Consider the following 24,275-nt stretch of genomic DNA (forward strand, 5'->3'; position numbering starts at 1 on the left):
CCTAACGGGTAGAGAGTGCGATTCCGTGGAAGCGCGGACGTGGCTGACACAACTGATTCGGTGCGGACCGGTGTTTGGATGCCTGTATCGTGGCAATATGCATGTGGCCCTCATCACTGGAGGCACTGCGGGGATCGGCGCGGCTTTCGCCCGCGCTTTCGCCAGACGCGGTGTCAGTCTCGTCCTCGTCGCCCGGGACCCCGACGCACTGGAATCGTCTGCCGAGCGCATCCGCGGTGATTTCGGTGTGGACGTCGCAACGATCGTCGCCGACCTCGCGGACCGGGATGCCCAGGCCCGCGTGGCCGCCCGGATCGAAGAGCCCGGCTCGGAACCCGATATCGACATCGTGGTCAACAATGCGGGATTCTCGGTCCGCTCGAGCCTGCTCAGCCCGGATGTCACCGAACATGATCGAGGCTTCGAAGTGATGCAGCGCGCCGTGCTGATCATCGGCGGTGCCGCCGCCAGAGCGATGAAGCATCGAGGACGAGGCTGGATCATCAATGTCTGCTCCGTCAGCGCGGGACTCACTCAGAACAATTACACCGCCATCAAAGCGTGGACGCAGAACTACTCCGAGGCGCTGTCGGTCCAGACCGCGGGCACGGGTGTGAGTGTGACCGCTCTGGTGCCCGGATGGGTGCGCACGCAGTTCCATTCCCGCGCAGGCATCGCCGGAACGTCGATTCCCGACCTGCTGTGGATGGATGCGGACATGCTGGTGGAGGGGTGCTTGCGGGATGTCGCCCGTGGGAAGAGGATCTCGGTGCCGCAGCTGCGATGGAAGGTGATCTCGTCGACGCTGCGGCTGCTGCCGCGTCCGGCAATCCATCGTCTCTCCGCTCTGCTCACTTCTCGTCGGCAGCAGGAAGGATAGAGCGGCGACGCTCGACCGGTCGAAGAAATTCGAGGGAATGCCCATCCGAAAGCGATAGCGGCTCCGAATCAGTGGAGATGACTGATCACACTCTCTCTCCGCCGGCGCCGCCGATGTACAGGTCGCGCATGCGCGCCGCGCTGAGATTCCTCCTCCAACGTGTCCTCTTCCGCGGCCTCATCCGTTCGACGATCACTCCGACGGTCAGGATCGCTCCAGGAGTGCGCAAGCTCGACCGAGGCTTTCTCGTCATCGCCAACCACACCTCGCACCTCGACGCGCCCATCATCGCGCAGAGTCTGCCGCGCAGGCAGTCGCGGTTCCTTGCGACCGGAGTCGCCTACGACTACTTCTTCACCGTGTGGCACAAGCGGCTCTTCGTCCGCTGGCTCTTCAACGCGTTTCCGATCCATCGCGAGGGTTCACACGGCAGCTCGCATCTGCCCCGCGCTCTTCTGCGCTCGGGTGTGCCGGTTCTGCTGTTTCCCGAGGGAGGTCGGCAGAAGTCGGGCACGATCGCCGATTTCAAGGTCGGGTCGATCAAGCTGGCAGTCGATGCTTCTGTCCCCATCGTGCCGACGGCCGTCGTCGGAGGCTTCGAAGCGATGCCCAAAGGCTCCGCCTGGCCGGTGCCGGGCAAACCACCTGTGCATGTCGTCTTCGGTGAACCGGTCAGCGCTCGACCAGGGGAATCGCTGGGTGCACTCACTGCGCGTGTGCAGCGTCTCGTCGCAGAGCTCTTCGCAGCGGGAGCCGAAGACATCGGGGCCCGCAGCGAACACACACCGGTTGAGGAAAGGACGAAGAAGTGAGCGAACCGATGAGAATGCAGGACGTCAAGCGGCACCGCTGGTGGGGCTGGGGTGCCGAAGGGGTCGACTTCCAGTGGGAGACCAAACCCGACTTCGCTGCGATCGCGAAAGACAAGGTCGGTCTCGACCTCTGGAACGCGCCAAGACCGAAGACTCCGGTGCTCAGCGACCTGGACCTACCCGGGTCCCGCATGTCATCGGCGCTTCTCGACGAGCTCGGCACCGTGGTGGAGCCGGACAATGTCAGCGTCGACGACGAACTGCGCGTCGTCCATTCGTTCGGCCGTTCGCTGCCGGACCTCTACCGGGTGCGCCACGAGCCGATCACCCGCCTCGTCGACGCCGTCGTCTACCCCGGAAGCGAGGACGAGATCGCTGCCGTCCTCGCCCTCGTCCTTGAGCGCGACCTGGTGCTCATTCCCTACGGCGGCGGCTCGTGCATCTCCGGCTCAGTGACTCCGAGCCCGGATGAGGAGCGGCCCATCGTCTCGCTGAATCTCGGGAGAATGCGACGAGTCATCGACATCGACGAGTACTCGGGCTTCGCCCGAGTGCAAGCCGGAGCCTATGGGCCCGACCTCGAGGAGCAGCTCAATCTTCGCGGATGGACGATGGGCCATTTCCCCGACTCGTTCAGCTATTCGACACTCGGCGGGTGGGCGGCGACCCGGTCGTCGGGAATGCAGTCGGACAAGTACGGCGACATCGAAGACATCGTGCGTGGTCTTCGTGTCGTCCACCCACGTGGCGTGATGGTGAGCAAGCCCATTCCGGGCCGCGATTCGGGCCCGTCGGTGCATGAGATGATCCTCGGCAGCGAAGGACGTCTCGGTGTGATCTCGGAATGCACTGTGCAGGTGCACCGGCTGCCGAAGGTGCGGCAGGTCATCGCCTACCTCTTCCCTGATTGGGCGAGTGGGGTCGAGGCCATGCACGACATCGCCCGTTCCGAGGTCACACCAGCGTTCACCCGTCTTTCAGACGGGCCCGAGACTCGCTTCAGTCTCGCGATGGTCTCTGAGCCGAGGGGTGTGAAGGCCACGATCGCGGCTCGCGGTCAGGACGCACTGTTCGCCTACCTGCGGTCCAAAGGATGGGACACGACGGAAGGCATGTGCCTGTCATACGTCTGCTTCGAAGGGTCGAAGGAGCGGGTGGCACGTGAGAAGGCCGAGGTGAAGGAGCTCATCGGTCGCCGAGGCGGAATCAGCCTCGGCTCCGGGCCCGGCGCAGTCTATGATCAGAAGAAATTCGACACCCCGTACCTGCGCGACTTCCTGCTCAACTACAGAGTCTTCGGCGATGTCTGCGAGACGGGAGTGACATGGGGAGATCTCAAGAACGTCCATGCTCGGGTGCACGAGAGATTCCGACAGAACCGCAGTGAGCAGGGCGGACCGGGGTTCATGTTCTGCCATCTGTCCCACAGCTATCATGGCGGTGCCTGCCTGTACTTCACCTTCGCGATTCCCTATGCGAATGAGGACACGGCGCTGGCGGAGTATCAGGAAGTCAAGGCCAGCATTCAGCAGGAGTTCATCGACTCCGGCGGAGGCCTGTCGCACCATCACGGAGTCGGCACCGAACACCAGCCGTGGCTCGTCGACGACATCACCGAGCCGGGGGCATTCATGGTCGATGCCGTATTTCGGGCCACCGACCCCGGACAGAACCTCAACCCGGGGAAAGTCCTCGGCGATCGGGATGAGCCCTGAGGACTTCCCCCTCACTGCTGTCGCTGCACCACAGCTATCGCACGCATCTTCGTCACCGTGCGGTGAGGACCTCCTGCAGACCGACAGCTTCGATGGGCATTCGAGCGGCACTGCACAACGCCGCGACGTAGGGTCGAGGGCACGTGAGCCGAGAGATGTTGAGTGCGTCGAGTTCGGAATATCCGGGGGCTGCGATCGCGGCCGTCCATCGTCCGTGCGGGCTGATTCCTGATCGCCGGTTGGCAACCTCGGTCACTGTGAGATCACCGGGCGGCACGGACAGCCCGTGCCCGGTGGTCTTCACTGCGGCTTCCTTGCACACCCAGAGGTCGATGCGCTGACGAACGGGATCGCCCTCGGGCAGAGTCTCCGTCGGGCCGAGCACGTAGTCGTCGAAGCCTGTGAAGACATCGTCCGGAACCTGTTCGATGTCGACTCCGACCGGTGAGGACCCAGGCGCCGAGCCGACCACCACCGCATCGTGCGAACGCGACAGGCTGAGCTCGGCCCCGGGGACTGCCGGCTTGCCATGGGGGCCGCCGCACGTGCGACAGCGGCGCGTCAGCTCCAGTTCGCCGGCCTCGTCGAGATCGATACCGAGGCGGCGAGCAGCCATGAGCCGAAAGATCAGATGCGCCCCTCGGAACGCGGCCCGATCGGCGGGTCTGCGAAAGCGGTCCGCGCGAGCGGCCTCGTCCGGTGACAGCATCGCACTGAGCCAGGGGTGTTCGGCAAGCGCCCGTTCGATCGCTGAGATGTCGCTGATGAGGTATTCGATCGCGGTTCTCGTCATCTCCGACTGATCCGACGGTACTGGGAGACGGCGATGGGGGAGAAGACGGCGATAACCGCAACGCAGCTGAGGATCGCATAGATGACGGCGTTGTCGGCCGGCCAGCCCGTGCTCGTGACGAACCCGACCGGCGGTGCGTTGCCGAACAGCTCTCGGGCACTGGTGGCGACCGCGGTGATCGGATTCCACGCGGCGATCGTCTGCAGCGGGCCGGGAAGGGTGTCGATCGAGACGAAGGCTCCGGAGATGAAGGTGACGGGGAAGAGCCAGATGAGGCCGAGGCTCTGTGCCACCTCGACGCTCCTGGCCGTCAGTGCGATGACCGCACCGATCCACGACATCGCGAAGCTGAAGAGGAGCAGGAGCGTGATGCCCAGCAGGGCCGAACCGAATCCCTCGGTGATGCGCCACCCGATGAGCAGACCGCAGATCATCGTCACGGCCACGGAGATGAGGCTGGTGACCAGGTCCGAGGATGTTCTGCCCAGAATCACGGCGACTCGTGACATCGGCAGCGAACGGAAACGGTCGATGAGTCCGAGCTGGAGGTCTTTGGCGAGGTAGACGGCGGTGAAGGAGGAATTGAAGGTCAGCGTCTGAGCCAGGATCCCGCCGATGAGGAACTCCCGGTACGGTGCGCCGCCGAGGCTGCCGCCGAAGACGAACGCGAGGAGGAAGACGAAGATCACCGGCTGGACGATTCCCGTGACCAGGGCGCCCGGGGTCCGACGGACGGTGAGCAGATTGCGCCAGGCGATGACGGAGCTGTCGCGGGCGGCGGAGACGAGCGCGGTCATGCTCCCACCTCGGCGGTGTCTGCCGGTGTCCGTGAGGGTCTCGCCGAGGCGGGCTGTCCGGTGAGGTCGAGGAACACGTCGTCCAGCGTGGGACGGCACAGGGCCGCCTCGGTGACCGAATGCCCCTCCTCATCAAGGGCGGCAAGCACCTGGAGCAGATTCCTCTGCCCCAGCGGTGCGGACGCGGTGATGCGCAGTCCCGACGAGTCCGCCTGCGGGCGGGCGGAGTCGCCGATGAGGCGGTCGAGGATCCGCAGGGCCCCGTCGAGGGAGTCGCGGTGGGTCAGCGTCAGTGTGACCCGTTCGGCGCCGAGCCTGCCCTTGAGATCCGTGGAGGTTCCCTCGGCGATGACGTGTCCGGAATCGATGACGGCGATGCGATCGGCCAGCTGGTCGGCCTCTTCCAGGTACTGGGTCGTCAGCAGCACGGTGGTGCCGCCTCTGACCAAGGTGGTGATGACCTCCCAGGTGTCGAGCCGGGCACGAGGATCGAGCCCGGTGGTCGGTTCGTCGAGAATGACCACCGGCGGACGCACGACCAGGGCCGAGGCCAGGTCGAGTCGTCGTCGCATGCCTCCCGAATAGGCGCCTGCGCGTTTGCCGGCGACGTCGCTGAGACCGAATTCGGCCAGCAGCTCGCGGGCGCGGGCCGCCGATTCCCGGCGGCTCATTCCGTAGAGGCGGGCGACCATGACGAGGTTCTCGTACCCGGTGAGCTTCTCATCGACGGCCGCGTACTGGCCGGAGAGGCCGATGCTGCGGCGGACGGCAGTGGGATCGGCGGTCACCGAGTGTCCTGCGACGACGGCGGTGCCGGAGTCGGGGCGGATCAGTGTGGACAGGACCTTGACGGTCGTCGTCTTCCCGGCTCCGTTGGGGCCGAGGAGCCCGAAGATCTGTCCCTCCTCGATGTCCAGGCTGATGCCGTCGAGAGCTCGAAAGGCTCCGTAGTTCTTCCTCAGGTTCTCCAGGCGAATCACTATGAGGCGATCTCGGCGAGCCGGCGCGGAGTGATGTCCTTCCAGTTCTCCTCGACGAATTCGAGGCAGTCGTCGCGGCTGGCCGGTCCGAACACGAGGACCCATCCCGCGGGCACATCGGCGAACGACGGCCACAGCGAGTGCTGCTGCAGGTCGTTGACCAGCACGCGGAAGGTCCCTGTTGTGTCGTCGAAGGGGTTATTCACGGGGTTTCAGCTCCTAGTGGTGTTGCTTGGCGGGGTTTGGTTCCAGGAGTGGATGGAACTCATCTGTGATTCGGCGGCCTCGTCCATGTGGATGGACAGGACGGGAAGAATCTCTCCGACAGCCTCGGAGCCCAGCATGTCCGAGTGCCGGGCATCGACCTCGGTGACGTGGATGTCGCCGGTGACGAATCGGCGCCATGACTCGGGTCCGGGAGTGCCGTTCGGAACGTCGCGGGTCGCGGTGAAGAGCAGCAGCTCACCATCGAAGGCCTCCACCGGGGCCTCGCGGATCAGTCTGGCCAGGGTGAAGAACCCGCGGGTCATCGCCGCAATGGTCTCCGATGCCACATTGCCGAGGGGATCCCCGTGTGCACGCAGGATCTCCAGGGCCCGTTCGTCATCGAGACCCTCCATCGTCTCCGTGATCGCCGGATGATTGGCGCCGAGGTAGTTCGCCCACAGCTCGGATCCTTCGCCGACATCGGCGTTGCGCTCCTGCCCGTCGGGGAAGGCATCGAGAATGCCGAGGAACGCGACGGACTCGCCCCGCTCCTGGAGGCGGGTGGCCAGACGGTGGGCGAGGATGCCGCCGAGAGACCACCCGATCAGGTGGTAGGGACCCTCGGGCTGAACCGTCTGCAGGTGGGTGATGTAGTCGTCGGCGAGCTCGGTCAGTGTCTGCGCGGTCATCTCCTCCGGATCGTCCGGGGAGAGGCCGGGCATCTGCAGGCCGATCAGCGGGCGTTCCGGATCGAGGCCGCCGAGCATCGCGGCGAATCCCCAACTGATGCCCGTGGCCGGGTGAACGGCGAACAGCGGCGGCTTCGTGCCCGCGCGGCGCAGAGGAAGCAGACGGTGGAGGCTCTCGGCGATGGAGTCCGCGCCGCCGCGGCCGGCCTCGAGAACGAGCTGCTCGACGGTCGGTGAGCGGAACAGGGCCTGGACCGACAGCTCGGCACCGAGGGCCTCGTTGACGGCCGCGATGAGGGGCCGGGCGAGGAACGAGTGCCCGCCGAGTTCGAAGAACGACTCGTCGATGCCGACCTGCGGCAGGGACAGCACGCGAGCGAAGATCGCGACGACGGCTTCCTCCTGCGGCGTGCGGGGCCTCAGCCGCGAGCCGACGGTCGCGGTCGACGGATCCGGCAGGGCCGCCTCGTCGATCTTGCCGTGAGCGGTGAGGGGGATCTCGTCGATGACCACGAGGTGCGAGGGCGCCATGTATGAGGGAACGATCGAGCGCACATGGTCGCGGGCCGCATCGGCGAGCTCGGTGGCGGTCCCCGTTCTCGCGCCGGCCTCGGCGACGACATAGCCGACGAGCTGGATGGTGGCAGGGTCCGTGCCGAACGGTCGGACGACGGCGTCCCTGACGCCCGGTGCCTGGCGCAGGGCCCGCTCGACCTCCCCGAGCTCGACCCGGTATCCGCGCAGCTGGATCTGGTCATCGCTGCGACCGATGAACACGAGCTCTCCGTCCGCGTGCCGGACGACGAGGTCACCGGTCCGGTACATGCGCTCGCCCGGGCCGCCGTGGGGGTCGGCGACGAAGCGTTCGGCGCTGAGCCCCGGTCGGCCCCGGTACCCGTGGGCCAGCTGCTCACCCGTCAGATACAGTTCCCCGATGGTTCCGGACGGGACATGGTTCAGACGTTCGTCGAGGATGTATCCGCGCATGCGCTCGAGCGGCGTCCCGAGCATCGGCGTCGGAGAGGCGCCCACAGGTGCGGCGAATGCGTCGACCGTGGTCTCGGTGGGTCCGTAGAGGTTGTGGGCGATGATGCCGGGATGGTCGTGCAGCCACTGCCAGAGGTCGGGATCGATCGCTTCCCCGCCGAGGGCGAGGACGATCGGAGCGCCTTGCTCAGCGGCATCGGCGAGCATGCGCTCGAATTCCGGTTCGGTGGAGAGCAGGCGAAGGTAACTCGGTGTTGTCTCCCAGAACCCGATGCCGAGTCTGCGAAGATCGGCCGCCAGCCGCTGTGGATCGCGTTGGACGGTTTCCGAGACGATGTGCAGCGGGTGCCCGACCATCATCCACAGCAGGGGATCCCACGCGGCATCGAAGCCGATTCCGGTGGTGTGGGCGACCGGAATCCGCTCGGCCTCATCGCTCGGGGTCGGCAGGAACCGGGCGCGGTGGGAGGCGAGGAGGTTCGCCAGGGCCGCGTGGCCGACCTCGACGCCCTTGGGCCGGCCGGTCGAGCCGGAGGTGAAGGTCACATAGGCCGCCGAATCACGGTGAGGTGCGGGCAGCGTCGCGGTCGTGGTCGCAGCGGTTGCCCTCGGGACCGTCGACCCCTGTGGAGCAGGTGAGGGGCGAGCCGAACCGTCGGCGGGCGAGATCTCGATGATGCTCGGGGTGATCCCGGCGTCGGCGGGGACGGGCGCGAGCGTGCTGCCCGGCTGTGTGATGACGATGAGGGGTGCGGCGTCGGTGAGGATCGCAGTGGTGCGACCGCGGGGATAGTCGATGTCGATCGGGTTGAAGGCCGCACCGGACTTGAGCACGGCCAGTGTGGCGACGATGACGCCGAGGCCGCGACTCAGTCGCACGGAGACCGTGTCGCCGGCGCCTGCTCCCTGGTCGATGAGCTCGTGCGCCAACCGCGTTGAGGCCGCGTCGAGTTCGCGGTAGGACAGCGACGTCCGGTCGGACCGGGCCGCCACGGCATCGGGCATCCGGGCGGCCGTCGCGGCGAAGACGTCGAGCACCGGTGGCGGCGTGTCCGCAGGCACGGGACCGGTGAGGGACTCGATCGCCGTCCGCGTATCGACCGGGTCGAGCAGGGCGATGTCGCGCAGCGGACGTTCGGGATCCTTTACGGCCTCGTCGACGAATCGGGAGAATCGTCGGCAGATGCCCGCGATGGTCTCCGCGTCGAACATCGATGAGTTGTAGTCGAGGACCACCGCGAGCCCCGCCTCGGCGTCGCTGCGGCGGAATGTGAACGAGAGGTCGAACTTCGCGTCACCGGTCTCGACTTCGGGTTCGACGCTCGTGGTGACACCGGGCAGGTCGAGACTCGGCGCAGATGTCTCCTCGAGGGACAGCATGACCTGGAACAGGGGATGGCGGCCCAGTTCGCGAGGCGGATTGACCGCTTCGACGAGACGCTCGAACGGCACGTCGTCGAGTTCGACAGCATCGATGACTGCGGCGCGGGTGCGAGCCAGGAGAGCGCGCAGGCCGGGGCCCGCCGAGGTGTCGGTGCGGATCGGAATGGTGTTGACGAAGAGTCCGACCATGTCCTCCAGCGCCGGGTCCGACCGTCCGGCGCTGGGGGAGCCGATGACGATGTCCTCACCGGCACCGAGCCTGCTGAGATAGCCCGCGAGCACGGAGTGCAGCGCCATGAACAGGCTGGCCCCGTTCTCCGCGGCCACCGCTGCCAGACGGGCAGAGGTGCGGGCGTCGAGGCTGAAGTGATGGTGACGACCCGACTGCCTGGCGGTCGTGGGACGGGGACGATCGGCGGGCAGGCTGATGTCGGTGGGAATCCCCTCGAGCCGGTCGTGCCAGGCCCGGATCTTCCGTTTCAGGAGCGGGGCCTCCGCTGCAGGGGCTTCCTCGCCCTCGAGGACGTGGCGCTGCCAGAGCGCGAACTCGGCGTACTGGACCTCGAGGGTGCGCTGCATCGGATGGGCCGAGCCGCGCAGTGCGGCATAGGCGGTGGAGAGGTCCTGCGTCAGGGGTCTCAGCGAGGCGCCGTCGGTGGCGAGGTGGTGCATCACGAGGTGGAGCACCCACTCGTCGCCTTCGGTGAAGAGGCTCGCACGAATGGGCAGGTCGCGACTGAGGTCGAATCCGACAGCGGCCTCATCCCGCATCCGCTCCGCGGTCTCTGCGCCGGAGGTCGTGGTGCGGTGTTCCATGAGACCCTCACCGGCGTCCGGGGGCAGGATCTGCTGGACGGGGCTGCCCTCGACGCTGGGGTAGACGGTGCGCAGGATCTCGTGCCTGGCGATCACGTTCGTCAGCGCCTGCCCGAGGGACTCCGGGTCGAGGTCTCCGGAGAATCGGACAGCCAGGGAGATGGTGTAGTCCGAGGCATCGGTGTCGAGCTGATTGAGGAAGTGCAGTCGCGCCTGCCCATAGGACAGAGGGATCAGCTGCGGTCGGGTGTGCCCGTGCGACCGACTCCACGCGGTGAGGCTCAGGTGCGGCGCACCGCCGGCCGATTCCGCCGTGATCGTGGGTTCCTCGGTGGATGCCGGCTCGGTGGGGCCGCGAGAATCGAGTCGATGCAGCAGCGCAGCCGGGGTGGGGGAGTCGAAGACTGCGCGCAGCGGCAGCTCGGTGTCGAAGGCAGCCCGGATGCGGCCGATGAGGGAGACCGCCAGCAGCGAATGCCCGCCGAGGTCGAAGAAGTCGTCGTCGAGTCCGATGTCCTCAGTGCCGAGCACGGACGAGAACTGTCGGCACATGGTGCGTTCGTCCGCGGTGCGCGCGGCCCTGGAATCCTTGGCCCCCGAAGCGGCGGGAGCCGGCAGCCGGGAGCGGTCGAGCTTGCCATGTGACGTCAGCGGGATCGAATCGAGACCGACGAGGATGTGGGGGACCATCGGGGCCGGCAGCTGGGCGGCAAGATGGTCGCGGAGGGCGGCCTCGTCGGCGTCCCCTGTGTAGTAGCCGATGAGCCGTGCCGACCCGGGATCCGTGGGATTCTCGACGATGGCCGCCGCCTGGGCGACGCCGTCGCCCGAGGCCAGGGCGTTCTCGACGTCTCCGAGCTCGACTCTGTATCCGCGCAGTTTGATCTGGTCGTCATCGCGGGAGACGAAGTCGAGGCTGCCGTCAGGGTTTCGGCGCACGAGGTCGCCGGTCCGGTACATCCGAGCGCCCGGTTCGAGAGGATCGGCAACGAATCGTGTTGCCGTCTCCTTCGGCCTGTTGACGTAGCCGGAGGCGATTCCGGCGCCTGCGAGATAGAGATCGCCGACGACTCCACGGGGAACCTCACACAGATGCTGATCGAGGACCATGGTTCGCACATTCCTGATCGGATGACCGATGGTGGGCCTGTCTCCCTCGACTGCTGCGGTGACGGAATCGATGGTGAATTCGGTGGGACCGTAGAAGTTGCGGGCACGCACCGCGGGGTGCTCGGCAAGCTCCTGCCAGAGATCCTCGGGCACGGCCTCTCCGCCGAGGGCGAGCGACAGCGGGACGCGGTCCCCACCGGTGTCGTCCTCGAACAGCCCTGAGATGATGAGCTGCCTGACGAACGACGGGGTGGTCTCGAGGGCCCGGATCTCATGCTCGCGGCAGAATCGGACGAGTGCTTCGGCATCGCGGCGGATCTCGTCGCCGACGATGTGCAGACTCGCTCCGGCCACGAGCCAGAGCACCGGATCCCAGGCGGCGTCGAAGCCCAACCCCGCCGTGTGCGCCGCCTGGACCGGTCCGACGTCGAGTCCCGCCTCGGCGAAGATGGTCTCCCGATGATGGGCCAGCAGATTCAGCAGCGCACTGTGAGGGACGGCCACCCCCTTCGGGGTGCCGGTCGAACCCGAGGTGTACATCTCATAGGCGCGGTCGCTCGGGACCGGACGGTCGGCCCCGCGGCGACCGAGTTCGGCGGTGTGGAGTTCGGTAGTGCCGATCGCTGTGCCCGGGCGGACCGGGAGTTCAGCCTCGTCGGTGATGATGGCCGCGGGGGCGCTCGCGTCGAGGATCAGCCGGATCCGCTCTCCGGGGTAGCTGAGGTCGATGGGCACGGCGACTGCGCCGATCGAGAGCACGGCCAAGGGTGCCGCGATGGCGTCGGCGGACCGGGGAAGGGCAATGGCGACGCTGTCTCCCGCTGTGATCCCTCGGGCGGCCAGGACATGAGCGATCTGGTCGATGAGGGCACCGAGGCGGGCGAAGGTCAGCTCACCGTCGTCGGCGATGAGCGCGCGACGTTCGGGATGGCTCCGGATCGTCGAATCGAGGACGTCGAGGATCGTCGATTCGGGTGCGACCGCGTCGCGGCCCTGACCCTGAGCGCGGATCTCTGCGATCTCGTCCGGGCTCAGCACCTCGAGTTCGCGCAGCGGTGTGTGCGGGTCGGCGGCGAACTGGTCGATCACACGGACGAATCGTGCGGCGATGGCTTCGGCGGTGGATTCGTCGAAGAGCGCGGAGTCGAACTCGAGGGAGCCGGTGATGCCGGCAGCCTCACTGACGGTGTGCATGTCACCGACCGTGTGAGTCGCGCCGTCGTTCTCGCGTTCGGCCAGGTCGAGGAGGAGGTCGAACTTCGCCTCCGACACCTGTGGCCCGGGTGCGGGTTCGACGTCGAGGTCACCCATGTCCAGGGCCGCCGGGGCAGTGTTCTGCAGGGTCAGCATGACCTGGAACAGAGGATGGAGCTGGTCCGAGCGTGGGGGTGCGAGTTCGTCGACGACTCGTTCGAACGGCGCATCCTGATTGGCATAGGCAGAGAGGTTGGACGCGCGGACCCGATCGACGACATCGACGAGGCTGGGGTTGCCGGAGGTGTCGGTGCGCAGGACAAGGGTGTTGACGAAGAATCCGATGAGGTCGTCGAGTTTCGTCTCCGTCCTGCCGGCGACGGGAGTGCCGATGGGAATGTCGGTGCCGGCGCCGAGTCTGCTCAGCAGCACAGCGAAGGCGGCCTGCAGGACCATGAATAGGCTGGCATTGCGCTCGCCGGAGAGCCGGCGCAGACCGGCGTGGGTCTCGGCGTCGATGTCGATCGGAATCCTGCGGGAGACGCGGTCGGTGTTCTGTGCGCTCCTGGGTCGATCGACGGGAAGCCTGAGTTCGACCGGAGCTCCGCTCAGCGCGTCCTTCCAGTGGGCCAGCTGGTCGGCGATCTCGCTGTCGGGGTCTTCCTCGGAGCCGAGGGTCCTCCGCTGCCACAGTGCGTAGTCGGCGTACTGGATCGGCAGTTCGGGGATGGTGGGGGTGGTGCCGCGAGCCCGAGCGCGGTAGGCATCGGAGAGGTCACCGGCCAGGGGGCGCAGCGACCAGCCGTCGGCGGCGATGTGGTGCAGCGTGAGCAGCAGGAGATGATCGTCGGCGCCGAGTCTGACCAGCAGGGCCCGGATCGGCAGCTGCGTGGAGACGTCGAAGCCGTGTGTCGCCTCTGCATCGACGGTGTGATCGACGAGGTCCTCGCTGATCTCCACAATGGGCAGGGCGATCTGCGCATCGTCGGCGGCGCGGATCACCTGGTGGGGCTGACCCTCGGTCCACGGGAACACGGTGCGCAGGCTCTCGTGCCGAGAGACGACATCATTGATCGCAGCACGCAGGGCACCGGTGTCCAGGTCTCCGCGGATGCGCAGGGTCAGCGGAATGTTGTAGGCCGCGGACGTCGGGTCGAACTGGTTGAGGAACCACAGACGGCTCTGCGCGTAGGACAGGGGAATGGTCGCGGGACGGCCTGCGGCGACGAGTTCGTGTGCAGGCTCTTCCGCCGTGTCGCCGAGGTCGAGCCCGGCACTGAGTTCGCGGACGGTGGGATGGTGGAAGACCTCGCTCAGGGCGGGTGGTGCAGCGAATCGCTTCCGCAGTGAGGCCACCAGCTGGGTGGCGAGCAGGGAGTGCCCACCGAGTTCGAAGAAGTCATCGTCGATGCCGACGGTCTCCACTCCCAGCACCTGGGCGAAGGCCTCGGCCACGGCCTGTTCCCGGACTGTCCTCGGTGCCGCGGATTCCGATCGCGTCGACTCCGGTTCCGGCAGCGCGGCCCGGTCGAGCTTGCCGTTGACCGTGAGGGGAATCCGCTCGATCTGCGTGATGAATGAGGGGACCATGTAGTCGGGTACGCGCGTCTTCATGTGTCGGCGCACCTCGGCGGCATCGATCTGCTCATCGGCGGTGATGTAGCCGAGCAGCTGACTGTAGCCGGCCCGGTTCTGTCCCAGGATGACTGCGGCCGACCGGATCCGGTCCTCCGACTGGAGGGCGAGCTCGACCTCGGAGAGTTCGACGCGGTAGCCGCGCAGTTTGATCTGCTCATCGGCCCGGCCCAAGAACTCGATTCCCCCGGCCAGAGGTCTGCGGACGATGTCGCCGGTGCGATACATCCTGGAGCCGTCGTCGGCGAAGGGGTCGGCGATGAACCGTTCCGATGTGGTGGCCGGCCGGCCCACATAGCCGCGCGCCAGATTCAGCCCCGCAATGTAGAGCTCCCCACGCGCCTGCGCAGGGACAGGGGCCAACCGGGAGTCGAGGACATAGTGCCTGGTGTTCGCCACGGAGCCGCCGAGGTCGGGCGAGGCGCCGGCGACGATGGGTGCGGTGAGACTGTCGACGGTCGTCTCCGCCGGTCCGTACAGGTTGTAGGAATCCACCTCGGGCAGAGCCGCGAGCTGGTCCCAGAGCCCACGTTCGACCGCTTCTCCGCCCAGGGCGACGACGCTGGGATGCTCGGTGCCGCTGAACGTGCCGTGGGCGAGAAGTGCCTTGACGAATGAGGGCGTCGTCTCGATCGAGTCGATGCCGTGGGCGGAGAAGTAGTCGGTGAGGGTTTCGGGGTCGCGGCGGGTGACCGAGTCGATGAGGTGGAGTTCGTGCCCGGCGAAGAGCCACAGCAGCGGATCCCAGGAGGCGTCGAAGGAGATCCCGGCCGTGTGTGCCACGCGCAGTCCTCGTCCGAGTCGACGGGCTGCCGGATCGAAGATGGTCTCCTTGTGGCTGTGGAAGAGATTGAGCAGTGATCGGTGCTCGACCCCGATGCCCTTGGGTCGACCGGTCGACCCGGAGGTGAAGATGACGTAGGCGAGGTCGTCGGGAGCAGGCGTCGACCCGGTCTGCTGTGATCCGGCCTGCGCTGACCCGGTCTGGGCTGACCCTGCCTGTGCTGACCCTGCCTGGGTCGACTCGGCTGCGGGCGCTGCCGACTGCGGTTGCGCATCGATGTCGATGACGGGACGGTCGGTGGTCATATTCGTCTCTCCGGCGGGACCCGACACGGTTGAGGAATTGATGACGAGCACCGGCGCTGCGTCGGCGATCATCGCTTCGATGCGGTCGGCCGGATAGTCGGGGTCGAGGGGCACGTAGGCGGCACCTGTTCTGAGGATTCCGAGCACGGCGACGGGCAGCGTGGTGGACCGGCCCAAGCGTGCCGCGATGCGAGCCCCGGGACCTGCACCTAAGTCCCGAAGACGGTCGGCAAGCTGAGTCGAGCGGCGGTCGAGTTCGCCGAAGCTGATGTGCCCGTCCTCGGCGACGACCGCGGTGGCGAATGGGGACCTGCGGGCGTGGCGGGAGAATTCCTCCACCACGGTGTGGCGGGGAAGGCTCTGCTCGGGTCCCTTGCCCCCTGCGATGAGTTCGTCGGACTCGTCGGCAGCGATGAGGGAGAGTCCCGCCAGGTGCTGATCTCCGCTCGGATCGAACTGGCACAGGACGGAGAGGAACTGCCGCAGGTGCTCGGCGAGGCTGTGCTGATCGTAGAGTTCGGCGTTCGCCTCGAACCGGACGATGGCCGGCCTGCTGCCGCCTTCGGAGCTGGGATCGGCTCCGATGCCGTGGATGATGATCGAGAGGTCATCGACCGGGCCGGTCGAGAGGAGGTGCAGCGAGGCGGTCGACATTCCGAAGTCGATGTCATCGACGTGCGGGAAGATGTTGACCGAAGGTCCGATGTAGTCGCTGTCGGTGCTCAGCTCCTGATATTGGAAGCGCTGGTGGATGAGCGCCTCGCGCAGCGTCGCGCCGGCACCGGCGACGAGATCCGCCGTCGTCATCTCCGGTGCTGCCTGCAGCTGCACCGGCAGGATCTTCGACATCATGGACGGCACCGATTTGGACAGGGCGCTGCGACGGGCAGTGACCGGAAGGCCCACCGAGATGGACTCTCGTCCGGTCATGCGGTGCAGGTAGGCCGCTGCGGCGCTGAGGATGAGCGTCGGCGCCGACCGCGAACCGGCCAGGCGTGATGAGAGCTCCTGGGGGATGTCGGCGTTGCAGGTGACAAGCCGTCGTGCCGGTGATGCCGGACGTTCGGCCAGACTGGTGGCCGTCTCCGACTCGGAGCGCATCTGCTTCCAGAACTCGGCGTCGGTGGCGAAGCGCTGCGAGGAACGATACTGAGCCTCCTCGGCCACCAGATCGTCGAGGCTGCCGAAGGGTGAGTCCGATGCGGTGCCCTGATCGGCGAGTTCCCGGTAGACCTGGGATTCGCGGCGGAGGACGAGGACGGCGGAATAGCCGTCGACGAGGAGGTGGTGGGCCCGCTGATAGAAGATCCAATGGTCGTCTCCGAGGCAGAACAGCTGGGACCGGAGCAGGTCACCCTCGTCGACATCGTGGACGGTGTCGAGATCCTCCTGCATCAGCGCATGGGCCGAGTCTTCGGGATCCTCGCTCGACTCCGTCCGCAGGTCACGGACCAGGAGGTGGCTGCGTGCCGGTCCGAGCTGTTGGAAGGGTCCCTTTTCGTCCTCACCGAAGACGACGTTGAGCGAGTCGGCTTCGGCGACGGTCGTGGCGACCGCCTCACGCATTCTGTCGACATCGAGTGGCCCGCGAATGTCGACATAGAGCCCGATTTGGAACGTCGGGTTGTCGGGTTCGATCTTCTGGGCGTACCAGATTCCGCGCTGTGCTGAGGTGAGGTCGATTCGAGTGTTCTCGTCAGTCATCGTGTCTTTCGCAGTGGGTGGGGGTTTCCTTGGGCGAGGTCTCCGTCGGCAAGGAGGCGCGCGGGTGCTCAGCGCAACCGGGTGGCCGGATCACGTGAGCACGGCGGCAGAGGATCGGTCGTTACTGGAACTGCCCGATGTTGATATCGCCGAGGAGGTCGCCCAGATCGATGATCGGGCCGTTGATGAGTGCCCCCGAGGCTTCGGTCGAAGAAGCCGGAGAGGTCTCGGCAGCGGAGGCGCTCCCGGGTGCGGCCATAAGACCGACGGCGATGACGATGGTCGCGAGTGTGGCACCGGAGACGGCGCGGGCATTGATGAGCTTGAGATTCTTCATGGTCCCTGTCCTCTTCTGACATCGGCTGCAATCGTCCGTATGGGGACGGACATGTGCCATTCGGAAGGCTCACGCACGTGGATTGGCCGGCCAGGAGTTTTTCTTGCTCCGATGATTCGAACCCCTCGTCACAGCAGTGCGTCAGGGCAGGGCCACCTCGGCGAGGGGAGACGAAACACCACGGGTGCCGGCATCCTCACGATGAGGACGACGGCACCCGTGGTGGTTGTGGTGCGGAAGCGACTGGAGGTCAGTGCACTGTGACCTTCTCCTTCTCGTTTTCTTCCGAGTCAGTCGGTGCCGGGCCGTGGGCCTCGGGCTCGAGCGAGAGCTCGTCGAACGGGCTCTGACCGGACAGTGTGGCGCGGGCCTGGTCGAGGTCGATCTCGTTCGTCCACTTGCCGATGAGCAGGGTGGCCACGGCGTTGCCGGTGAAGTTCGTCAGGGCACGGCACTCGGACATGAACTTGTCGATGCCGACGATGACGCCCATGCCGTCGAGCAGTTCGGGACGGTGCGACTGCAGGCCCGCGGCCAGGGTGGCCAGGCCGGCACCGGTGACTCCTGCGGCACCCTTCGACGCGATGATCATGAATACGAGCAGCGAGATCTGCTCGGGGATCGACATCGGCATGCCCATCGCCGAGGACACGAACAGCGAGGCCATGGTCAGGTAGATCGCGGTGCCGTCGAGGTTGAACGAGTAGCCGGTGGGCACCGTGATGCCCACGACCGGCTTCGAGACACCGGCATGCTCCATCTTCGCGATCAGGCGTGGCAGGGCCGATTCCGACGACGAGGTGGAGAAGATGAGCAGGAACTCTCGTGCCAGGTACTTCAGCAGCAGGAAGATGTTGAGCCCCGTGACGATCTTGAGCAGACCGCCGAGGACGATGACGATGAACAGCGCGCAGGTGAGGTAGAAGGCGCCCATGAGGGTCGCCATCGCACCGATCGCGGCCCAGCCGGTCTTGCCGACGACCGCGGCGATCGCACCGAAGGCACCGACGGGAGCGGCCCACATGATCATCATCATGAGCTTGAAGACCACGGCCTGGATGTGCTTGATGCCGTTGAGCACGGGCTCGCCGGCCTTGCCCATCGACTGCAGTGCGAAGCCGACGAGGAGCGCGAGCACGAGGGTCGGCAGGACTGGGATGTCGCCGGGGATGAGGCTCATGAGGAAGGCGACCATGCCGCCTTCCTCGCCACCCGAGGCTTCTTCGTACGGCTGGAGGTGCAGGCCTTCGCCCGGGTGGATGAAGTTGCCGACGATGAGGCCGATGACCAGGGCGAAGGTCGCCATGACCAGGAAGTAGATGAGCGCCAGACCGCCGACCTTGCCGACGGTGGCGGCACGGGCGACCGAGCCGACGCCGAGGACGATCGTGCAGAAGATCACCGGGGCGATGATCATCTTGATGAGAGCGACGAACGCTTTGCCCAGGGGTTCGAGGGCGATGCCCGCATCGGGGGCGAGCAGACCGATCGCGGCACCGGCGATGACGGCGACGATGACCATGATGTAGAGCCAGTGGGTGCGGTCCTTCTTCCGCCGCGCATAGGTCGTGGCGTGATCCGCGGCGGCGTTCCCGAAGTTCTCTTCGGAGCGTGCGGGACTGTTGTCATTCGGTGGCGACGTTGCCATGGTTCCTCCATGTCGTGTTCACGTCAGAGCCCTGCGATGGACCCGGACGTCCGCGACTGACCGGCCGCGGTGGTGATGTACCCGACAACTCTGGCAGGAGATGTGACCGGTGTCTCGGTTGCGTTCATAGTGTTCACAGACACAGTTCGCGACTACTGTGGAGGTGTCAGGACACCAGATCAGAAGGAGCACTTTCGTGAAGATCAGCACCGCACTCCTGCGCGCAGTTCCGGGCGCTTTCATCCTCAACTCCGGCATCGGCAAGCTCGGCATGGACGAGGACACCGCCGCCGGCCTGCAGCAGATGGCCGCCAACGGTGTGCCCATGGTCGAGAACCTCACCGCCGACCAGTTCGGGAAGTTCCTCTCCTATGGTGAGATCGCCGTCGGCTCCGCCCTGCTCCTGCCGTTCGTGCCCACCCGCATCGCCGGTGCCGCGCTGACGACGTTCGCGGCCGGGCTCGTCGCGAACTACTTCTCCATCGACTCGATGACCAAGGACGACGGCATCCGCCCCTCCGAGGACGGCACCGCGGTCGCCAAGGACACGTGGCTGGCCGCGATCGGCCTCGCCCTCCTCATTTCGGGCGGCTCGAAGAAGTGACGGCGACCCCGGCCCCACCTCGGCGGGGTCGGTGTGGGTTCTATTTGAATCACCCGGAAACCGCTTCACACCTATTTGGGTGTGAAGTAGAGTGTGAAATGTGACCCAGAATCTGCCGCACCCAACAACAGATCGAGCAGAGTTGAAGAATCCGCCGCTCGCTCGCGTTCTGGCGCAGATTCGCTGGCCAGACCTGACGACTTTCGACCTCGACCAGGTGGCTTCTCGTATTGTCGAAGAACTCGGCACTGTCTACCCGTTCAAGCGCGAGGAGACAGAAGTCGAGGTCCTGGTGAATCAATCCGGAGGCGCTCAGGAGCAGCGTCGAGGCAGAATCATGCGCTTCTTCTCTGGGGACGAGAAGTGGAGTCTGTCTGTTGGCCTGAACTTCATAGCCCTGGAGTCGACCGATTATACGAATCACAATGATTTTGTGGATCGGCTGCTGGACGGACTCGACGTAGTGACCGAGTGCGCGACCATTCCTCGCTTCAGCCGGATCGGTTATCGATACACGAATCGTGTTGTCGGTGCGGCAGACTTGAGTCTGTTGGGAGATCATTTCGTTCCCGCTGTTCTTGGTGGGCACTTGGCCTCTCCTGCGAACGCGGATTTGGTCCACAGCATGACTGAGTCCGTCTACCGGATGGAAACCTCTTTTCTGCTGGTGCGTTCGGCTCGGCTGGGTGCAGGGCAGTCGATCGACCCCACGCTGCCTCTGGTTGAGGAGCCGAGCTGGATTCTTGATCTGGATGCATACGAAGAGGGGCGGCTGGACAGCACACGAGGGACGGTTCAGGTGGAGCTGAACCGATTGTCCGGAATCGCTTCAAACCATTTCAGAGGTGTGGTGACTGATCGTTTCTACGAGAGGTACGACTCATGACTACTACTGATTTCTCGCGCGAAGAGCTCTTTCTCGCCCGTGGAGTGGGCTTGGCGACGATGTCCATCTCCGGTACGTCGATTCCAGTCATGTTTGTTCATGGAGACGAATCACTCCAGTCGGCTTCCGACAGCCATTTGAGTCAGTCGAAGAACACGGATGCCACGGCCGCCAATGTCGAGTCGCCTGTTCCTGTTCGTACTGAGATTGAGTCCACTGCCGATCTCGTCAAACAGATCAAGACCCGCGGTTCGTACACCTGGGACCAGGTTGCAAAGCTTTTCGGAGTCTCCCGGCGCACGGTCCACCTGTGGGCTTCGGGCGGGAAGATCTCGGCAGCGAATGAGGAAGCACTCGGTCGGGTGATGAAGCAGATCGAAACGATTGAGGATGTCGGGGGTCCGGGCGTCAGGCTGCGGTTCCTCGCTCTGCTCGATCAACAGCGCTCGCGTCACGCGTCCACCCCCGCGGACGTCAATAGACCCGCTCCGGCCTACTCTCCGGAGCCCTAGCGGGTCATGAGCGAGGGCCACTTTCAGGATCTGCGGCAAGGGAGCGTCGTCGAATATTCGGGGCACGCCGGCCTCAACGGCGCGCACGTGGTTGTTTCTCAGACCTGTGATGTCGTCCTTGCCAAGCGCGAGTACCTCCAGCTTGCTCCGCTGATCGCGCTGGAAGGGTCCGAGCGCAGGCAAGCTCTTAAACATGAGAACCCACGGTATCCGCGAGTAGGCCAAGGTGAAGACTGCTTATTCGCTGATCTTGCTTGGATCGTCAGCGTGCTCAAAGGCGAAGTCCTGGATGTGCCTGCGATCCCCGGGCACGAATTCGCGACAGATGCCGATGAGCGGGACTTCGGGCTGGCGGTCGGTCGTTGGTTCGGTCGGTTTGCAGTGCCTGATGAGGTTCACTTCTGGCTGGCGCCCCTCCAGAAGCTGGTGAGAAGCAAGTACGACAAACCAGCCTCGCCGATCGGCCGAGTGCTCAACCATGTCTCGGAAATTCGAGTGGAATCCAATGATTGGAACTCGTCCGGCATGCTGCTGACTATCCATGTGATTGTCGAAGCCGGCTGGCTGCCTTCTCTTCCCGACGAAGTGGTCTATTCCGATGATGAATTTCCACTGTCGAAGATGAGACGGTCAGAACAGTTGGATATCGATTTCCTCTCTCCTCCCGTTCCTTACGGCGATGACTCCTGAGATTCCTGCAGTGAACCGCCATTCCCCGGCCCCACCTCGGCGGGGTCGGGATCGCTTCCGCCCCCGAGGCGGCCCGCTGGCCCGCAGGCTCTTCCTCGTCCAGCTCGTCCTCATCGTCATCGTCTGCACCGCCCTGTCGGTGACCAGCTACGTGACGACGCTGAACAACATCCGCCACGCCACGGGCGAACGCGTGCTCTCCATCGCCGAGACCCTCGCTCACGACCCCTTCGTCACCGAGGCGGTGACCGGGGACGATCCCTCGAAACGTCTCCAGCCCTATGCGCTGACCGTGATCAACACCGCCGACGTCGACTTCATCACGATCATGGACCGCGACGGCACCCGCTACACCCACCCGGACCCGGAACAGCTGGGCGGGAAGTACCTCGGCAGCACCGCGAAGGCCCGCGCCGGGCAGGCCGAGACCGAAGAGTACGTCGGCACGCTCGGGCCGTCAGTGCGCGCGATCGTGCCGATCGAAGATGCCGACGGCGAGGTCACCGCGATGGTCGCCGTGGGCGTGACACTCGAGACCCTGTCCGTGGCGCAGGCGGCGTCGCTGCCGCAGATCATCATCGTCGCGCTCGCCGCGCTCGCCCTCGGCGGGCTCGGATCCTGGCTGCTGGCCCGCTATCTGCGGCGGGTCACGCTCGGCTACGGGCCCGAGGAGCTCAAGCGTCTCTTCGCGTTCTACGACTCCGCCCTGCATTCCCTGCGCGAGGGGCTCATCCTCGTCGACGACTCCGGCCGGCTCGTCCTCTACAACGACGAGGCCGCAGCCCTGCTCGGCCTGCCCCCGTCCGATGAGTCGACCCCCATCACCCTCGCCGAGGTGGCCCTCCCCGAATCCGTGCGTGACCTCCTCACCTCCGGCCGGGTCGCCGTCGACGAGATCCACCTCACCGACGACCGTGTCCTCGTCATCAGCCAGAAGCAGGCGAGCCAGCCGCGTGGTCACGACGGGCCCAACAGTCACGGAACCAGCCGGGACGGACCCAGCATCAGGGGTGATAGTGGGTCCGGCCAGGCCGGCCGCGAACGAGGGCACGGCCGCGGACGAGCGCATGGCCGCGGACGAGGGCACGGCCGCCTCGGTGGTGGTGGCCGCCTCGGAGGACGTGGCGGCGGGGGAACGGTCGCGACCCTGCGCGATCGCACCGACATTCAGGAACTCACGGGGGAGTTGGCGACGATGACGACCCTGTCCGAGGCGCTGCGCGCACAGACACACGAACACGCGAACCGGCTGCACACGGTGTCCACGCTCATCGAACTCGGCCGCAGCCAGGAGGCGCTCGACTTCGCGGTCAAGGACAAGCAGGAGGCACAGCGGCTGACCGATTCGTTCGTCGGCTCGCTCGACGAACCGTTCATCACGGCGCTGATGATCGGCAAGGCTGCGCAGGCGCACGAACGCGGGATCGAACTCGAGGTCACCGCGACCGGGGAGCTGCCGCCGGAGAGCCTCGACGCCAAGGACCTCGTCACCGTGGCCGGCAACCTCATCGACAACGCCCTCGACGCCGCCGCCGATTCGGTCGAGAAGCATGTGTGGGCGGACTTCGTCGCCGCGGATTCGGAGCTCATCATCACGATCGCCGATTCCGGGCCGGGAGTCGACGTCGACGAGATCGACGCGCTGTTCCACCTCGGCGCTTCCGCGAAATCGGACGTCGAGGGCCCTGGCGGCCGTGGATTCGGATTGGTGCTCGTCAGGCAGGCGGTGCGCCGCCTCGGCGGGGATATCGAGGTCGAATCCGACGGTGGGGCGATCTTCACGGTGACCCTGCCGCTGGGCGATACGATCGTCGAAGGAGGTGACCGACGTGGATGATGCCGCGCTGCGGGTGCTCATCGTCGAGGACGACCCGATGACCGCGCAGGCGCATGCCGACTTCGTCGAGCGGGTGCCCGGATTCGAGGTGGCCGGGACCTGCCTGAGCGGCCACGAGGCGATCGAACGATTCGACGAGCTCGACGCGGCCGGCACGCCGGTCGACATCGTTCTGCTCGATATGAACCTCACGGATTCGCACGGGCTCGAGGTGGCCGGGCGTCTGAACTCGCGCGGGAAGGACGTCGACATCATCGCGATCACCGCGGTGCGGCACCTGCAGGTGATCCGGTCGGCGATCTCGGCGGGGATCACGCAGTACCTCATCAAACCGTTCACGTTCGCGATGTTTCGGGAGAAGCTGGAGAATCAGCGGGAGTTCCGGCGCGGGCTCACCGGGTCGGGGTCGTTGGCGACGCAGGCATCGGTCGACAATGCCCTGTCCGCCCTGCGCTCGGTGTCCTCGACGCGGCTGCCCAAGGGGCTCATCGCCGAGACCCTCGAGGCGGTATCGGTCGAGGTTCGCGATTCTGCTGTTCCGGTCTCCGCCACCGAGGTGGGTCAGCGTCTGGATCTGTCCCGTGTCACCGTCCGCCGCTACCTCGAGCATCTCGTGTCGACGAAACAGGCGATCAAGCAGCCCAGGCATGGGACTCCCGGTCGGCCGGAGTACGAGTATCGGTGGGTGTGAGTCCTCACAGCGCCCGTTCAGTACCGATGCGCGCTGGCAGAGGCGTGTGACCCTCGCGCTGGCTGAGGCAGCGTTGAGGTTGCGGTCAGAGGGAACTCAGTGTTCGGCCGAAGGTCGCAGCTCACGTCGGAGCTGAATGAAAGCATCGATTCTTCGCGATTAAGTCATGGATCGTAATATTACATTTTTGTCATCAGCGTCCTTGTCTTGAATTTTCAATGAACATAAGGGTGATGGGTTGCAGCGCTCTCGGGATTCGGGCGATCCCCGAGGAATAGG

General features: G+C 65.8%; 16 protein-coding genes. 9 read left to right on the forward strand and 7 right to left on the reverse strand.

The features are described from left to right. The first annotated feature begins 97 nt into the window (after positions 1 to 97). From J9314_RS03370 to J9314_RS03380, 3 genes are all read left to right on the forward strand, one after another. Positions 98 to 880 carry an SDR family NAD(P)-dependent oxidoreductase gene (locus tag J9314_RS03370; RefSeq protein ID WP_210604553.1) on the forward strand — a complete coding sequence of 261 codons (783 nt, stop codon included), beginning with the start codon at positions 98 to 100 and terminating at the stop codon, positions 878 to 880. Between the two features lie 77 nt (positions 881 to 957). Beyond that, complete coding sequence (locus J9314_RS03375) at positions 958 to 1,692, forward strand: lysophospholipid acyltransferase family protein (protein ID WP_210604554.1); 735 nt, start codon at positions 958 to 960, stop codon at positions 1,690 to 1,692. A 14-nt stretch (positions 1,693 to 1,706) separates the two neighbouring features. Further along, positions 1,707 to 3,407, forward strand: coding sequence for an FAD-binding oxidoreductase (locus J9314_RS03380; RefSeq protein ID WP_425514180.1), 1,701 nt, complete (start codon positions 1,707 to 1,709; stop codon positions 3,405 to 3,407). Positions 3,408 to 3,459: 52 nt separating this feature from the next. Here J9314_RS03380 and J9314_RS03385 read toward each other — a convergent pair whose 3' ends face one another. The 7 genes from J9314_RS03385 to J9314_RS03415 form a co-directional block, all read right to left on the reverse strand. Beyond that, the gene (locus tag J9314_RS03385) at positions 3,460 to 4,200 is read right to left on the reverse strand and encodes a 4'-phosphopantetheinyl transferase family protein (protein ID WP_210604556.1); all 741 of its coding nucleotides are present in this window, start codon (positions 4,198 to 4,200) and stop codon (positions 3,460 to 3,462) included. Further along, positions 4,197 to 4,997: an ABC transporter permease gene (locus J9314_RS03390; protein WP_210604557.1), complete on the reverse strand. Its 801-nt coding sequence runs from the start codon at positions 4,995 to 4,997 to the stop codon at positions 4,197 to 4,199. The genes J9314_RS03385 and J9314_RS03390 overlap by 4 nt, the downstream gene beginning before the upstream one ends. Next, positions 4,994 to 5,977 (reverse strand): ATP-binding cassette domain-containing protein, encoded by a 984-nt coding sequence (locus tag J9314_RS03395; RefSeq protein WP_210604558.1) that lies wholly within the window; start codon positions 5,975 to 5,977, stop codon positions 4,994 to 4,996. Before J9314_RS03395 ends, J9314_RS03390 begins: the two co-directional genes overlap by 4 nt. Beyond that, a complete protein-coding gene (locus J9314_RS03400; protein WP_210604559.1) occupies positions 5,977 to 6,183 on the reverse strand; it encodes an MbtH family protein in 207 nt (68 codons plus the stop codon). Before J9314_RS03400 ends, J9314_RS03395 begins: the two co-directional genes overlap by 1 nt. A 6-nt stretch (positions 6,184 to 6,189) precedes the next feature. Further along, positions 6,190 to 16,791, reverse strand: a complete 10,602-nt coding sequence (locus tag J9314_RS03405) for a non-ribosomal peptide synthetase (protein WP_210604560.1) — start codon at positions 16,789 to 16,791, stop codon at positions 6,190 to 6,192. A 121-nt stretch (positions 16,792 to 16,912) separates the two neighbouring features. Beyond that, on the reverse strand, positions 16,913 to 17,128 hold the full coding sequence (locus J9314_RS03410) for a hypothetical protein (protein WP_181276372.1): 216 nt from the start codon (positions 17,126 to 17,128) through the stop codon (positions 16,913 to 16,915). Between the two features lie 250 nt (positions 17,129 to 17,378). Then, positions 17,379 to 18,650 carry a cation:dicarboxylate symporter family transporter gene (locus tag J9314_RS03415; RefSeq protein WP_246490725.1) on the reverse strand — a complete coding sequence of 424 codons (1,272 nt, stop codon included), beginning with the start codon at positions 18,648 to 18,650 and terminating at the stop codon, positions 17,379 to 17,381. 322 nt (positions 18,651 to 18,972) lie between these two features. Here J9314_RS03415 and J9314_RS03420 point away from each other — a divergent pair, with 322 nt between their 5' ends. The 6 genes from J9314_RS03420 to J9314_RS03445 all read left to right on the forward strand — a co-directional run bounded on the left by J9314_RS03420 (position 18,973) and on the right by J9314_RS03445 (position 23,996). Continuing rightward, positions 18,973 to 19,380, forward strand: a complete 408-nt coding sequence (locus J9314_RS03420; RefSeq protein WP_210604562.1) for a hypothetical protein — start codon at positions 18,973 to 18,975, stop codon at positions 19,378 to 19,380. A 100-nt stretch (positions 19,381 to 19,480) separates the two neighbouring features. Continuing rightward, positions 19,481 to 20,266 carry a TIGR04255 family protein gene (locus J9314_RS03425; protein ID WP_210604563.1) on the forward strand — a complete coding sequence of 262 codons (786 nt, stop codon included), beginning with the start codon at positions 19,481 to 19,483 and terminating at the stop codon, positions 20,264 to 20,266. Continuing rightward, positions 20,263 to 20,778: a helix-turn-helix domain-containing protein gene (locus J9314_RS03430; protein ID WP_210604564.1), complete on the forward strand. Its 516-nt coding sequence runs from the start codon at positions 20,263 to 20,265 to the stop codon at positions 20,776 to 20,778. The genes J9314_RS03425 and J9314_RS03430 overlap by 4 nt, the downstream gene beginning before the upstream one ends. Positions 20,779 to 20,784: 6 nt before the next feature. Further along, positions 20,785 to 21,468 (forward strand): hypothetical protein, encoded by a 684-nt coding sequence (locus tag J9314_RS03435; protein WP_210604565.1) that lies wholly within the window; start codon positions 20,785 to 20,787, stop codon positions 21,466 to 21,468. A 10-nt stretch (positions 21,469 to 21,478) separates the two neighbouring features. Continuing rightward, positions 21,479 to 23,305, forward strand: coding sequence for an ATP-binding protein (locus J9314_RS03440; RefSeq protein WP_246490587.1), 1,827 nt, complete (start codon positions 21,479 to 21,481; stop codon positions 23,303 to 23,305). Then, positions 23,289 to 23,996, forward strand: coding sequence for a response regulator (locus J9314_RS03445; protein WP_281412361.1), 708 nt, complete (start codon positions 23,289 to 23,291; stop codon positions 23,994 to 23,996). The genes J9314_RS03440 and J9314_RS03445 overlap by 17 nt, the downstream gene beginning before the upstream one ends. Positions 23,997 to 24,275 lie beyond the last annotated feature (279 nt).

It is taken from the genome of Brevibacterium oceani (assembly GCF_017948325.1).
Lineage (GTDB): Bacteria > Actinomycetota > Actinomycetes > Actinomycetales > Brevibacteriaceae > Brevibacterium > Brevibacterium oceani.

What these genes read in the sequence shown, in the direction of transcription:
- J9314_RS03370 (WP_210604553.1), top strand. Translation starts at nt 98, where the DNA reads ATGCATGTGGCCCTCATCACTGGAGGCACTGCGGGGATCGGCGCGGCT.
- J9314_RS03375 (WP_210604554.1), top strand. Translation starts at nt 958, where the DNA reads ATGACTGATCACACTCTCTCTCCGCCGGCGCCGCCGATGTACAGGTCG.
- J9314_RS03380 (WP_425514180.1), top strand. Translation starts at nt 1,707, where the DNA reads ATGCAGGACGTCAAGCGGCACCGCTGGTGGGGCTGGGGTGCCGAAGGG.
- J9314_RS03385 (WP_210604556.1), bottom strand. Translation starts at nt 4,200, where the DNA reads ATGACGAGAACCGCGATCGAATACCTCATCAGCGACATCTCAGCGATC.
- J9314_RS03390 (WP_210604557.1), bottom strand. Translation starts at nt 4,997, where the DNA reads ATGACCGCGCTCGTCTCCGCCGCCCGCGACAGCTCCGTCATCGCCTGG.
- J9314_RS03405 (WP_210604560.1), bottom strand. Translation starts at nt 16,791, where the DNA reads ATGACTGACGAGAACACTCGAATCGACCTCACCTCAGCACAGCGCGGA.
- J9314_RS03410 (WP_181276372.1), bottom strand. Translation starts at nt 17,128, where the DNA reads ATGAAGAATCTCAAGCTCATCAATGCCCGCGCCGTCTCCGGTGCCACA.
- J9314_RS03415 (WP_246490725.1), bottom strand. Translation starts at nt 18,650, where the DNA reads ATGGTCATCGTCGCCGTCATCGCCGGTGCCGCGATCGGTCTGCTCGCC.
- J9314_RS03430 (WP_210604564.1), top strand. Translation starts at nt 20,263, where the DNA reads ATGACTACTACTGATTTCTCGCGCGAAGAGCTCTTTCTCGCCCGTGGA.
- J9314_RS03435 (WP_210604565.1), top strand. Translation starts at nt 20,785, where the DNA reads ATGAGCGAGGGCCACTTTCAGGATCTGCGGCAAGGGAGCGTCGTCGAA.